Annotated in this window: 15 protein-coding genes; 14 read left to right on the forward strand and 1 reads right to left on the reverse strand. The window is 30.4% G+C overall.

Features of this window, described 5'->3' with window-relative positions; translation table 11 throughout:
- The first annotated feature begins 1 nt into the window (after nucleotide 1).
- From GQR95_RS13000 to GQR95_RS13050, 11 genes are all read left to right on the forward strand, one after another.
- Nucleotides 2-1,252, forward strand: a complete 1,251-nt coding sequence (locus GQR95_RS13000; RefSeq protein WP_159023566.1) for a TolC family protein — start codon at nucleotides 2-4, stop codon at nucleotides 1,250-1,252.
- A gap of 387 nt (nucleotides 1,253-1,639) precedes the next feature.
- Nucleotides 1,640-2,533: an HlyD family secretion protein gene (locus GQR95_RS13005; RefSeq protein WP_159023567.1), complete on the forward strand. Its 894-nt coding sequence runs from the start codon at nucleotides 1,640-1,642 to the stop codon at nucleotides 2,531-2,533.
- Nucleotides 2,533-3,435 carry an ABC transporter ATP-binding protein gene (locus tag GQR95_RS13010; protein ID WP_159023568.1) on the forward strand — a complete coding sequence of 301 codons (903 nt, stop codon included), beginning with the start codon at nucleotides 2,533-2,535 and terminating at the stop codon, nucleotides 3,433-3,435. The genes GQR95_RS13005 and GQR95_RS13010 overlap by 1 nt, the downstream gene beginning before the upstream one ends.
- Nucleotides 3,435-4,163 (forward strand): ABC transporter ATP-binding protein, encoded by a 729-nt coding sequence (locus GQR95_RS13015; RefSeq protein ID WP_159023569.1) that lies wholly within the window; start codon nucleotides 3,435-3,437, stop codon nucleotides 4,161-4,163. The genes GQR95_RS13010 and GQR95_RS13015 overlap by 1 nt, the downstream gene beginning before the upstream one ends.
- Before the next feature lie 520 nt (nucleotides 4,164-4,683).
- Nucleotides 4,684-5,070, forward strand: coding sequence for a GxxExxY protein (locus GQR95_RS13020; protein ID WP_159023570.1), 387 nt, complete (start codon nucleotides 4,684-4,686; stop codon nucleotides 5,068-5,070).
- A 76-nt stretch (nucleotides 5,071-5,146) separates the two neighbouring features.
- Nucleotides 5,147-6,253 carry an ABC transporter permease gene (locus GQR95_RS13025; RefSeq protein WP_159023571.1) on the forward strand — a complete coding sequence of 369 codons (1,107 nt, stop codon included), beginning with the start codon at nucleotides 5,147-5,149 and terminating at the stop codon, nucleotides 6,251-6,253.
- Nucleotides 6,254-6,345: 92 nt separating this feature from the next.
- Entirely contained in the window at nucleotides 6,346-7,467 is a 1,122-nt protein-coding gene (locus GQR95_RS13030; RefSeq protein ID WP_159024312.1) for an ABC transporter permease, read from the forward strand.
- A 153-nt stretch (nucleotides 7,468-7,620) separates the two neighbouring features.
- Nucleotides 7,621-9,078, forward strand: a complete 1,458-nt coding sequence (locus GQR95_RS13035; protein ID WP_159023572.1) for an NAD(P)/FAD-dependent oxidoreductase — start codon at nucleotides 7,621-7,623, stop codon at nucleotides 9,076-9,078.
- A gap of 203 nt (nucleotides 9,079-9,281) precedes the next feature.
- Nucleotides 9,282-9,422, forward strand: coding sequence for a hypothetical protein (locus tag GQR95_RS13040; RefSeq protein WP_159023573.1), 141 nt, complete (start codon nucleotides 9,282-9,284; stop codon nucleotides 9,420-9,422).
- Between the two features lie 153 nt (nucleotides 9,423-9,575).
- On the forward strand, nucleotides 9,576-10,871 hold the full coding sequence (locus GQR95_RS13045; protein ID WP_159023574.1) for an ectonucleotide pyrophosphatase/phosphodiesterase: 1,296 nt from the start codon (nucleotides 9,576-9,578) through the stop codon (nucleotides 10,869-10,871).
- Between the two features lie 192 nt (nucleotides 10,872-11,063).
- Nucleotides 11,064-11,699 carry a hypothetical protein gene (locus tag GQR95_RS13050; RefSeq protein ID WP_159023575.1) on the forward strand — a complete coding sequence of 212 codons (636 nt, stop codon included), beginning with the start codon at nucleotides 11,064-11,066 and terminating at the stop codon, nucleotides 11,697-11,699.
- An 88-nt stretch (nucleotides 11,700-11,787) separates the two neighbouring features.
- On the opposite strand, the gene GQR95_RS13055 is transcribed toward GQR95_RS13050, so the two are convergent.
- Nucleotides 11,788-12,675, reverse strand: coding sequence for an arsenite methyltransferase (locus tag GQR95_RS13055; RefSeq protein WP_159023576.1), 888 nt, complete (start codon nucleotides 12,673-12,675; stop codon nucleotides 11,788-11,790).
- 448 nt (nucleotides 12,676-13,123) lie between these two features.
- On the opposite strand from GQR95_RS13055, the gene GQR95_RS13060 reads away from it, so the two are divergent.
- The 3 genes from GQR95_RS13060 to GQR95_RS13070 are packed head-to-tail and all read left to right on the forward strand — an operon-like array spanning nucleotide 13,124 to nucleotide 14,121.
- The gene (locus GQR95_RS13060; RefSeq protein WP_159023577.1) at nucleotides 13,124-13,429 is read left to right on the forward strand and encodes a helix-turn-helix transcriptional regulator; all 306 of its coding nucleotides are present in this window, start codon (nucleotides 13,124-13,126) and stop codon (nucleotides 13,427-13,429) included.
- A 51-nt stretch (nucleotides 13,430-13,480) separates the two neighbouring features.
- Nucleotides 13,481-13,717 (forward strand): thioredoxin family protein, encoded by a 237-nt coding sequence (locus tag GQR95_RS13065; RefSeq protein WP_159023578.1) that lies wholly within the window; start codon nucleotides 13,481-13,483, stop codon nucleotides 13,715-13,717.
- A gap of 5 nt (nucleotides 13,718-13,722) precedes the next feature.
- Nucleotides 13,723-14,121, forward strand: coding sequence for an OsmC family protein (locus tag GQR95_RS13070; protein ID WP_159023579.1), 399 nt, complete (start codon nucleotides 13,723-13,725; stop codon nucleotides 14,119-14,121).
- Nucleotide 14,122 lies beyond the last annotated feature (1 nt).

Consider the following 14,122-nt stretch of genomic DNA (forward strand, 5'->3'; position numbering starts at 1 on the left):
AATGAAAAAAATTACACTCATTTTTATCATCTTAATAACAGTACAAAGTTATGCACAACAAAGTATTACGTTAGAAGACTGTTACCAACTCGTTAATACAAATTATCCATTAGCAAAGCAATCAAAATTATTAGATAATCAAAATAAACTAGACACAGAAGTTATTTCTTCTGCAAACTTACCACAAGTTAGTTTAAGTGCCTATGCAACCTATCAGTCAGATGTTTTAGAGTTTCCTATTGCCATGTCTGGAGTAGATCCTATAAATAAGGATCAATATCGGGCAACGGTTTCTGTAAATCAATTAATCTATAATGGTGGCGCTACAGATTCTGCTTTAAATCTAAAATCTACTCAACTAAAAGCAAAAAAAAAGCAAGTTGAAGTCAGTTTATATCAATTAAAACAAGAAATCAATCAGCTATATTTTTCCATATTATTATTACAAGAATCAAAATTATTATTAGAAGCCAAGCAAAAGCAATTAAATACAAAACTTAAAGAAGTAGAATCAGGCATTAGAAATGGTGTGCTTCTCCCCGCTTCAGATAGTGTTTTAGAAGCAGAATTATTAAAAATAAGTCAGAATTTTAAAGAAGTAGAAAGTAATAAAGCTACACTTATAGAAACATTGTCTCGTTTAATAACTCTGCCATTAACGTTAGATACACAATTTAAAAATCCACTTGTAGAAACACAATTACAAGCAAATTTAAACAGACCCGAGTTAGAATTATTTCAACTTAAAAAAGAAGAAATTGAAGACTCAGAAAATTTATTATCAAAACATAATACTCCCAAATTACTTGGTTTTGCAACTGGAGGTTACGGTAGTCCAGGGTTGAATATGTTAGACAATTCCTTCCAAACATTTTACACCATTGGAGTGAAATTAAATTGGAATGTTTTTGATTGGAATGCAAATAAAAAACAAAGAGAATCTTTAGCCATTAATAAAGATATAGTAGATAATGAGTCTGAAATTTTTAAATTAAATACCAACATAGAATTAAACAAACAACAACAAGAAATAAATAAAATTGAAGATTTTATTACTTCAGACGCAAAGATTGTAACCCTAAGACAAACTGTTCTTAAAGCAGCAGATTCACAACTCAAAAATGGAGTAATTACTTCCTCTGCATACATTACAGAACTGACTAACTTATACGAAGATGAAAATACATTGGTTAAACATAAAATTCAGTTAGAACTAGCAAAAGCAAATTATAACGTCACTAAAGGACAATAATATTTTAAATAATAATAACTGTAAAAAAATCAGCGATAATCAGTAAAATCTGCGGGAAATAAAACAAGATTATAACGTTATTAAAAATTAATAAAAATGTAATTACATATTGTTAATCTTAATTACTAGAATAATAAAATATTCTACATTAATGAATAAAAATCAGCAACAATCTGTGAAATCTGCGGGAAATAAAACAAGATTATAACGTCATTAAAAATTAATAAAAATGTAATTACATATTGTTAATCTCAATTACTAGAATAATAAAATATTCTACATTAATGAATAAAAATCAGCGACAATCTGTGAAATCTGCGGGAAATAAAACAAGATTATAACGTCATTAAAAACCTGAGAAATCAGCAGAAATTAAATATTATTAAAATGAAAAAAAACACATACATATTAGCATTAATCATTATCACATCAAGCTTATTTTCTTGTGGAAACGACAATGAAAAAGCAGATGGTTACGGAAATTTCGAAGCGACAGAAATCACTATTTCAGCAGAAAACAATGGAAAACTATTACAATTCAATGTTGATGAAGGAGACATTCTAAAAACAAATCAATTTATAGGTTATATAGATACCATTCCATTAGCCTTAAAACGTGAACAATTAGAGGTTTCAAAAGCAGTAATCAGTTCTAAATCTAAGGGTGTATTATCTCAAATAGCCATTTTAAAGTCTAAATTAAAAACAGCAAATACCAATAAAACACGTACAGAAAATCTAATTAAAGATAATGCAGGAACGCAAAAACAATTAGACGATGTTACGGGAGAAATAGATGTAATTAACAATCAGATTAGAAGTGTAGAAATCCAGAATGCGCCTGTAGTTAACGAACTTAAATCGATAGATGTACAAATTAAGCAACTTGATGATCAAATTAAAAAAAGTAAAATTATAAATCCGATTAACGGAACAGTATTAACCAAATATGCCGAGCCAAATGAAATTACAACTTTTGGAAAACCACTCTATAAAATAGCAAATTTAAATACTATGGAGTTACGTGTTTACATTAGCGAAACCCAATTACCAAACATTAAAATAGGACAAAATGTGACTGTAAAAATTGACGACGCAGATACTATGAAATACTATAAAGGATTGATAACTTGGATTGCCTCGGAAGCAGAATTTACACCTAAAATAATTCAGACAAAAGAAGAACGTGTGGCTTTAGTATATGCCGTAAAAATAGATGTTATTAATGATGGAAGCCTAAAAATAGGTATGCCTGCAGAACTTTGGTTAAACCAAGACTAATGGGTATTACAGTTTCTAACATATCAAAATCTTACAAGAACGTAAAGGCTTTAAAAAACATTACTTTCAATGTTAAATCTGGTGAATTATTTGGACTTATCGGTCCTGATGGTGCAGGAAAAACAACTTTGTTTAGAATTCTAACTACACTATTAATTGCCAATGAAGGTACTGCAACTATTGCTGGTTTTAATGTGGTTTCAGATTATAAAAAAATTAGAAATAGTGTGAGTTATATGCCTGGAAAATTCTCTCTCTACCAGGATCTAACCATAGAAGAAAACTTAACATTTTTTGCCACAATTTTCGGAACAACCATAAAAGAAAACTACGAGTTAATTAAAGATATTTATGTGCAAATCGAACCTTTTAAAGACCGTAGAGCTGGACAATTATCTGGAGGAATGAAACAGAAATTGTCATTATGTTGTGCATTAATTCATAAACCAAAAGTTTTATTTTTAGACGAACCCACTACAGGAGTAGATCCGGTTTCTCGTAAAGAGTTTTGGGACATGTTAAAACGCTTACAACAAAAAGACATCACCATTTTAGTATCTACTCCATATATGGACGAAGCCGCATTGTGTGACCGTATTGCACTTATTCAAGATGGAAAAATACTGCAAATAGATACACCAAAAGCGATTGTTAAACATTATCCAAATCAGATTTATAATGTTAGAGCAAATAATATGTATCAGCTTATAAATGTCTTAAAAGCGTATAAATTTAACCATAGCGTGTATCCCTTTGGAGAGTTTGTGCATTACACAGATAGTAGAACCGATTTTAATATAGAGGATTTAAAACAGTATTTATTGTCTAAAAATCTATCTCAAATAACAATTAAAAAAACAGAACCCACCATAGAAGATACCTTCATGGAATTAGCAAAATAATGAATACAGATAAAGTTATACACGTAAACCAATTAACGAAAATGTTTGGAGACTTTGCGGCTGTAAATGGCATTTCATTTGAAGTTTACAAAGGTGAAATATTCGGTTTTTTAGGTGCAAATGGTGCTGGAAAAACCACAGCCATGAAAATGTTAATCGGAATTTCTAATCCAACATCAGGACAAGCAAATGTAGCAGGATTTGATGTATTTACTCATGCCGAAGATATCAAGAAAAACATTGGTTATATGAGCCAAAAATTTGCATTGTATGATGATTTAACTGTAATGGAAAATATTACTTTTTTTGGAGGTATTTATGGACTAGGCAGAACTAAAATTAAAGAAAAAGCAGCGCTCTTAATTGAAGAATTAGGTTTGGAAGATGTTGCAAGCAAATTGGTTGGAGCATTACCTTTAGGTTGGAAACAAAAATTATCTTTTTCGGTGGCCTTACTTCACGATCCTAAGATTGTGTTCTTAGATGAACCCACAGGAGGTGTCGATCCTATTACGAGACGTCAGTTTTGGGAAATGATTTACAAAGCAGCCAATCATGGCACAACCGTTTTTGTAACCACACATTATATGGATGAGGCCGAATATTGTGATCGCGTATCCATCATGGTAAACGGAAAAATAGAAGCATTAGATACTCCTAAAAAATTAAAAGAACAATTTAAAGTAGATAATATGAATGATGTGTTTTTAAAGTTAGCAAGAGATTAAAAGGGTTTCTCTGACAGATTTAATTGAATAATTATTTTGTAAAATTTTATTATGAATCAGAGAAGGATTAATCTGCGAAAATCTGCGTTATCAGCGGGAATAGTACTATTAGAATATCTCACACAGATTTAATAGATAAACGCAGAGATTTAATTCATCTAAATTTAATAGAGAATGATACACTTGAAAATACTTAATATAAAAATGCTATCTGCGAAAATCTGCGTTATCAGCGGGAATAGTACTATTAAAATCTCTTCACAGATTTAATAGATAAAAACAGAGATTTAATTCATGTAAAATTAAATACCGAATAATAGTGTGTAATAAATCATCAAATTTAAAGAAAAACAATACTCTCAGATATACTGAATAAAAAATATTATCTGCGAGAATCTACGTAATCAGCGGTAACATTTAAATAAAATATTTCTCCCGTAGATTTATGCTAATACACGCAGATGTTTTTGTTCTCAGATAATCGATGTAAATTAAGGTACTACTTAAAACCAAATATATTATGATAGAAAAAACAGAAAATGAGATTTCATACATAATCAGAGGTGCCATTTTTAAAATCTATAATGAGTTAGGTCCAGGTTTACTAGAATCTGTATATGAATCTATATTACTATACGAATTAGAAAAGCAAGGGCTATCCGTAAAAAGACAAGTTGCATTACCTGTATTTTATGATAATTTAGAATTAGAAATCGGATTTCGGTTAGATTTATTAATAAATAATAAAGTGATAATTGAAATCAAATCTGTAGAAACATTAGCTAAAGTACACCATAAGCAAGTATTGACATATTTAAAAATTTCAGAATTAAAATTAGGCATTTTAGTGAATTTTAATGTAGAAGATATTACAAAAGGTATTTTTAGAAAAGTAAATAGATTATAAAATATTTAGCAGTTTTAAATCTACGAGATAAAAGAACAACAAATTAAAAAAATTCCTGATTGCTTAGGAATAGATTATGAAAAGATTTAAAGGTTTTATTAAAAAAGAATTCTATCATATTTTTAGAGATAAACGCTCGTTATTTATACTCTTCGGGATGCCTATAGCACAAATTATGCTTTTTGGTTTCGCCATAACAAACGAAATAAATAATGTAGATATTGCCATTTTAGACCACTCTAAAGATGCTACTACCGAAGAAATTATCACTAAAATATCTGCGTCAAAATACTTTAGTGTCAATCAATTTATTGAAAAAGAATCTGATATTGAAGCTGTTTTCAAGAAAGGAAAAGTAAAAGCAGTTTTAAATTTTGAAAAAGATTTCAGTAAAAACCTAATCAAAGATCATAACGCTACTATACAAATTGTTACAGATGCGACAGATCCAAATACAGCAAATACAATAAGTAATTATGTTAATGCCATACTTATTCAGTATCAAAATGGATTAAACAAGAATATCAATATTGCATATCAAGTCGTTCCAGAAACTCGTATGGTGTACAACCCCGAATTAAAAAGTGTGTACATGTTTGTACCTGGAGTAATGACTATTATTCTCATGTTAGTCTCTGCTATGATGACGTCTATTTCTATTACCAGAGAAAAAGAGTTAGGAACTATGGAAATCCTTTTGGTTTCTCCTATAAAACCCATTCAGGTTATTGTTGGAAAAGTATTTCCTTATATTTTTCTTTCCATAATCAATGCTATAGTGATTGTAATGCTTAGTATTTTCATATTTAAAATGCCTATTCAGGGAAGCTTAATCTTACTAGGATTAGAAAGTGTTTTATTCATTATTACTGCATTAGCTTTAGGAATTTTAATTTCAACTATTTCTGAAACCCAACAAACAGCCATGATGATTTCCTTAATGGGACTCATGTTACCCGTAATATTATTATCTGGATTTATTTTCCCGATTTCTAGTATGCCATTGCCTTTACAATTAATCAGTAATATTATACCAGCAAAATGGTTTAACATCATCATTAAAGCAATCATGTTAAAAGGTGTAGGTATTCAATTTATATGGAAAGAAACTCTTATTTTAATTGGTATGTCCGTCTTTTTTATTGCCTTGAGCGTTAAAAAATATAAAATTAGATTGGAGTAGAGAAAGAAATCAATCGCAGTAAATAGTTTCGGAATTCAGTGAAAAGAAAAAATATTAATTTAAAAGAGATTCCTGCTTTTGCAGGAAGTAACATGAAAACAATTCTATACATTATACAAAAAGAATTTAAGCAAATCTTTAGAAATAAAGGCATGCTTCCTATTATTTTTGTTATGCCCATTTTACAGCTCGTTATTTTATCTAACGCCGCTACTTTTGAAGTTAAAAATATTAAATTTGGGTATGTAGATCACGACCGAACATCTACATCTAGAGCATTAGTAGAAAAATTTAATGCCTCTACTTATTTTAATGTCCTCACAGATTATCCGTTAGAATCTATAGCAAGTGCAGACATGCTAAAAGGTAAGGTAGATGTTATTCTACAAATTCCTCAACATTTTGAACGCGACTTACAAAAGGAACAATCAAACACTTTAGGAATTACAATAAATGCCATTGATGGTGCCGCAGCAGGTGTTGAGAATGTTTACGTATCACAAATTATAAAAAGCTTTAATAAAAATATAAAAGTAGATTTATTACAAGTTTCAGACACAAAAGTTCAGCCCATTTCTATAGAAACCATTCCCCTATTTTGGTATAACGAAACCTTAAATTATAAAACATATATGGTTCCTGGTATTTTAGTTTTACTGGTTACCATGATAACCTTATTTCTATCTGGAATGAATATTGTTCGCGAAAAAGAAATTGGCACATTAGAGCAAATTAATGTAACACCCATTAAAAAAAGTCAGTTTATAATAGGCAAACTCTTTCCGTTTTGGGTAATTGGTATGGGACTATTAACTGTGGGATTAATTTTAGCACGAGTTATTTTTAATATTCCAATAGTAGGTAGTTTACCACTTATATATTTATACACATCTGTTTACCTTTTGGTTATTTTAGGGATCGGATTATTCATTTCAAATTTCACAGATACCCAACAACAAGCCATGTTTATTTCTTGGTTTTTTGTAGTCATCTTTATTCTAATGAGTGGCTTATTCACCCCTATAGAAAGTATGCCAAAGTGGGCACAAACAGTAACAGAATTTAATCCTGTAAAATACTTTGTAGAAGTTATGCGTATGGTAATGCTTAAAGGTTCTGGTTTTTCAGACATTCTTCCTAGATTATTAAAAACGGCACTTTACGCATTAATAATGAACAGTTTAGCAGTATGGAGTTATAAAAAGACAAATTAATCTGATTATGTAACCAGAGTTACTGTACAGGTCTTTTAAAAAGATAACCTTTACATAAAATCAAGACAACCTATCTATCACGTTATCAAATGGCAAATAGTATTTTAACTCTTGGTTTACAACCTATAATTTATCTTATAAAACTCCAAAATAATGTCTAAAATTGTAATTTTAGGTGCAGGTATTGCTGGTCATGTTGCAGCGACACATTTGCGCAGAAAACTATCTAAAACACACGACGTCGTGGTTGTGTCTCCAAACAGTAATTACCAATGGGTTCCTTCTAATATTTGGGTAGGAATTGGAAGAATGAAATCTGAAAAAATATTATTTCCATTAGCGCCATTATATAAAAAGAAAGGTATAGAATTTAAGCAAGCTAAAGTCGTTTCCTTTTATCCTGAAGGCGATAAAACAGAAGCTAAACCTTATGTTTTATCAGAATATGTTAATGGAGACAAAGAAGGTCAACAAGAAAAAGTAACTTACGATTATTTGATTAATGCTACCGGACCAAAATTAAATTTTGAAGCTACTGAAGGTTTAATTCCTGGAAAAAACAAAACGTATTCTGTTTGTACTTACACACATGCCGATCATGCATGGAAAGGTCTAAATGAAGCCATACAACAAATGAAAGCAGGTAAAAAAGCCAAAATATTAATTGGTACTGGTCACGGAAGATCTACGTGTCAGGGTGCTGCTTTCGAGTATATCTTAAATGTAGAAAAAGAATTACAGAAACACAATGTTAGAGATATGGCCGAAGTAACCTGGATTTCTAACGAATATGAATTAGGTGATTTCGGAATGGATGGTGTCTTGATGAGTTACGGAGACATGATTATGAAATCTAGTGAATTAGTTGAAATGATTTTTGAAGACCGAGGCATTAAATGGATTTTAGGTGCTGGAGTAAATAAAATTGAAGAGGGCATTGCACATTACGAAAATTTAGATGGCGAACTAAAAGTTGAAACTTTCGATTTTGCCATGTTAATTCCCTCATTTTCTGGTCATGGTTTTAAAGCCTATGATAAATCTGAAAATGATATTACAGAAAAACTTTTTAAAGGCTTTATGATTGTAGATGCAGACTACACACCAAAACCTTACGAAGAATGGACGGTACAGGATTGGCCAGAAACCTACCAAAACCCCAGCTATAAAAACATTTTTGCACCCGGAATTGCGTTTGCACCACCGCATGCCATTTCTAAACCTAGAACAAGTAAAAACGGAACGGTAATTTCTCCTGCACCACCACGTACAGGAATGCCTTCTGGAATTACAGCCAAATTAGTTGCCGAAAACATTATAGAAAGCATTAAAACGGGTAAAGAATCATTAAATAGTAAAGGTTCTATGGGAAATATGGGAGCCGCTTGTATTGCTTCTGCAGGATTTGGATTCTGGAATGGAAGTGGTGTAAGTATAACTACTTATCCCATTGTACCAGATTTTGTAAAATATCCAGATTCTCATGGAAGACACTTAGGAAAAACATTTGGAGCAATAGGACTTGCAGGACATTGGCTAAAACTCATGTTACATTACGCCTTCCTATACAAAGCAAAAATGAAACCACTTTGGTGGTTGATTCCTGAATAGGAATCAAACATAAAAAAAAGTAATTCCTGAATAGGAATCAAACTTCGAAGAAAGTGATTCCGAAATAGGAATCAAACTTTGACAAAAGATATTCCTGAATAGGAATCAAACTTAGAAAAAAGATATTCCTGAATAGATATTAAAACAAATCAATTTCAGAATTAGAATTCTAATAATTTACAACGCTTTTAAAAAACAAAATCATGCAAAGAATATCTCCAAGAATGCGATTTAGAATGATGAATCCAATCCTTCAATTTTTCAAATTCATCATTTTAAGCATCAAAATAATGGTTATAGTCGCCGGCGGACATGGCGGAACAAAAATTACAGCTAAAAAATAAGCTAGTCTTTATTTGTTTATATATTTTTTAATAAAACTTTAAGTACTTAAAAAATCAGGATATAAAATTATGTGTAAATTTGTTTTGCATTCGTTATCACTAATTTTAATGAATGCAAAACAACACATATAGTATATCCCTTATAAACACATAATGAAAAAAAAAGTTACTTATCTCCTACTTTTAATTCTACTTCCTTTCATCTTTAATTCATGTAAATCAAGTAAAAATTTAGAAGACACAGCTACTCCTAGTCTTAAAACAAACTCAAAAGCATCTCAAAAAAAACCTTACGTTATTCTAGTATCACTAGATGGTTTTCGTTGGGATTATGTAGATAAATATAAACCACCACATCTTACAAAATTTATAGAAAGTGGTGTAAAAGCAGAATCGCTTATACCTGCTTTCCCTTCTAAAACATTCCCAAATCATTACACTATTGCCACAGGAATGTATCCCGATCATCATGGTTTAATTGGAAACTCTTTTTATAGTTATAAAAAAGGAACGACTTATAGTATTAAAAATAGAGAACAAGTTGAAGATGGCGAATTTTACGGAGGCACACCAATTTGGGTGCAAGCAGATAAAGAAGGTATGGTTTCTGCAAGTTACTTTTTTGTAGGGTCTGAAGCGAATATTCAAGGCATTCACCCAACCTATTACCATACTTACGATGGAAAAGTTAAAAATGAAACTCGTGTTTCCGAGTCTTTAAAATGGTTAACCTTACCCGAAAAAGAAAGACCTCACATGATTACCATGTATTTCTCTGATTTAGATGATGTCGGACACCGTTACGGACCAAATAATGAAGAAAAAATCAAGAGTGCTGTTTTAAATTTAGATAAAAATTTAGGCGATTTATTTGATGGTGCAGCTGCTACAGGTTTAGACATTAACATTATTGTAGTATCTGATCACGGAATGACAACCGTAGTCCCATCACACTTTTTAGCTGTAGAGAATGTTACTAATACCAACTTATATACATTAATAGATAATGGAGCTATGCTAGATATTCATCCCAAAAAAGGTGTATCTGTAGATTCTATTATAAGTTATTTAAAACCTAAAGAAAATCATTTTAAAGTCTATAAAACGAAAGATACACCTGGTTTTGAATATACACCACAAGATAAAGACTGGGGAAGTGTACAAATTATACCTGATTTTGGTTATTATTTTGGAAAAACACAACGTATAGAAGATATGAAAAAAGGCGGAATAACAGCTGTTGGAGTGCATGGATACGATCCTAAAAATAAAGATATGCAAGGTATTTTTTATGCAAAAGGCCCTGCATTTAAATCTGGTTATGTTATGCCTTCAACACGAAATATTAATATTTACCCATTAATGTGTAAAATATTAGATCTTAGTGTCCCTAGTAGTGTAGATGGAAATTTAAACGATATAAAATCTGTTTTAAAATCTGAAAAATAAACAGACATTAACTAAATATCAATAATTAAAAATATGTAAATTATATCTGTTGTTACACCTGTAATGATTAACTTTATATTACAAGATTTAACTTGATATTTATCAGTACTAAATATTTAGACAAACTCATACCAAAAATTCAGAAAACAGTAACTAACTAGAATGTATAACACGTTTAAACATTAACTAACCTTGAATTTTTTTAAAAACATATTTAAGCCCGAAAAAGAAGAGTCGTCTTTGCTAGACAATTTTTATAATACAAAATATAACGACGTTAAAACCTTACTCTGTGGTGTGGGGAAGTCAGAAATCCTAGAACACCATATAGAAATTACAGAATATCCTTTTGAGCCTTCTATTGCTTACCCTAAAAAAAAAATTTGGCCTAATAAAATACATGCTATTAGTCTTGATTTTGGAACATGTAGTATTGAAATAGAAGATGATATTGTTTTTATCGCTGCAGCACAAAAAGATAAATTAGAACAATTTGCTAAACGCCATGACATTAAGTTAGTGAAACACCGATGGAATTGGGATTGGATTTTAGAACCCTTTCTAGACACTGAATTTTCTCCGGAAGACGAAGAAAAAATCGTAGAAAAACTGTCAGAAAAAGGGATTCATAAAGAAGAATTAGAAGCCATTAGAAAAGAAGTTAAATCGCAAATGTTAAGATATAATTTCGATACTATGCTTTGGGATTGGTGTAGTTTAGGTTTAGTAGATGTGTTGTCTGCTATGCGAGCAAAATATAATAAAAAAGACTTTAGAGTATTCTATAAATTAGCCATAGAAATAGACAAAAGAGGAGCTACCGAGTAAATACGACACGTATAAAAGTAAAAAACACCAGACTTTACGTTAACATGTAAAATCTGGTGTTTTTGTTTTAACCAATTATATACTTTAATTAACAACATCCGGTAGATGGAGAACAACAACTAGAAGGTTCTATTTCAGAAAATTCTAAAGATGTTTTCTCTTGTGGTATTCCTGGTTTTTCGGCATATACAGTAATACTAAAAATTCCTACCCCACCGTTATTAAAAGCTTTCACTTCTTCTTCAGACAAATATTTACTTAAAATATCGTTAGGAATAACAATAGGTTTTTCTTTTTGAATTTGAATATTTTTAAACCCTTGGTCTGTAATTAGCTGTAAGTATTCATTTCTCTGAATAGCTCCTGCTACACAACCTGCATACATTTCTGCATCTTCTTGTAATGCTTTTGGGAGCGCTCCAATTAATACAATATCAGACACACTAAAATGTCCGCCTGGTTTAAGAACTCTATATATTTCACCAATTACTTTTTGTTTATTTGGCACTAAATTAAGCACACAATTACTTACAATAACATCTGCAACATCATCATTAACCGGCATATTATCAATATCACCTTCTCTAAATTCTACGTTATTATAGCCTAATTTTTCAGCATTAACTCGGGCTTTTTTAATCATAATAGGCGTAAAATCTACACCAATTACTTTTCCTTCAACACCAGTTTCATGACGTGCTACAAAACAATCGTTTCCTGCACCAGAACCTAAATCTATTACCGTATCTCCTTTTTTAATTTTAGCAAATTGTGTTGGAAGTCCGCAACCTAAACCCAAATCGGCATCTTCAACATACCCTTTTGTTTTAGAATAATCGTCCATCATAATATTATACACTTTATTAGAAGACGGCGTTGCACCACAACACGAAGAAGCATTATCTCCTTTATCTTGTTCAGCAATTTTAGCATAACGTGCTTTTACAATGTCTTTTAGTTCTTGTTCTTTACTCATGATATTATATTTATTTTTCATTACCTAGTAATGATTTCGGTTTTATAAATGTGCAGTATCCGTTAAAGGGCATTTTAGAAAAATGATTCATTCCTTGTAATACAGTTTTCTTTTTTAATATATATAACAAAATACTTGTTTATTGTAATATTACGATTAATAATTAATTTCTCAAAAAAATAGGACTTAAAAAAAACATAAATACCACAGCATAACATCTCATTTTATAAGTATTCACTAACAGTAATGTTTTAATACGTGTCAATCTAAAAAATATTTAAACTCTCAATACAGACAACCACTTAACTACAATCTCAGAATGACCATTAAATAATCTGTTAAAGAGAAATAGCAGCTATACATTTCTTATTTTTATCAAAAAAATTATCAAATGTGACATAAGTCACACTACAACTTAAAAATCAATCGTACATTTACGATAAGAAATATGAAAAGAAGTTTAGAACATATCGAATACAAAGAAAACACTGAAGCTTTAGCACGATTTGCAAAAGCATTAGGACACCCAACACGTATTGCCATTTTAAAACATTTAGATGCGCAATCGTGTTGTTTTACGGGAGATTTAGTAGATGTGTTTCCTTTGGCTCAGTCTACCATTTCTCAACATCTTAAAGAATTGAAAAATGCAGGATTAATTCAGGGCGAATTAAAATCACCAAAAATAAAATACTGTATTAATCAAGACAATTGGAAGCTTGCAACATCATTATTTCAAGATTTTTTTAAATGATATTTTTTTAATAACCTTATCGTTTATTGGCGATAAACAAATACACTTATTATGAGTAAAGTAATTAAAATTTTAGGAACTGGATGTCCAAAATGTAAAGCAATGACAGGCGTTGTAAAAGATGTAATCTCTGAAAACAACATAGATGCTAATGTTGAAAAAATAGAAGACATCGAAGAAATTATGACGTATAATGTTATGAGTACGCCTGCACTAGTTGTAGATGGTAACATTACTATAAAAGGAAGAGTGCCTTCAAAAAAAGAAGTATTAGAACTTTTAAAATAAAGATCATGAATTATCAAATCAACGCATCTGCCATTTCAAATCAGGATGCAGAGATTCATATTAAATCTTCGCATATAGATTTTGGTACCACATCCCAAACTGCAGACACATTACCAAATCCTGCAGAATTATTCTTAGGTTCATTTTCGGCATGTATGCTTAAAAATGTAGAACGCTTTTCTGCAATGATGAAATTTTCATACACAAAAGCAACTGTACATGTAGAAGCAGCACGTTTAGAAAATCCGCCTAGAATGGAAAACATTCATTATGATTTAAAAATTTACAGCACAGATAAAAAGCTGAATGTAGATTTATTAAAAAAGAACATTGAAAAACACGGTACAATTTACAATACAGTAAAATTAGCTTGTGCCATTACCGGAACTATAAAAACGCTTTAAT

The sequence above is a fragment of the Formosa sp. L2A11 genome, assembly GCF_009796865.1.
GTDB lineage: Bacteria > Bacteroidota > Bacteroidia > Flavobacteriales > Flavobacteriaceae > Formosa.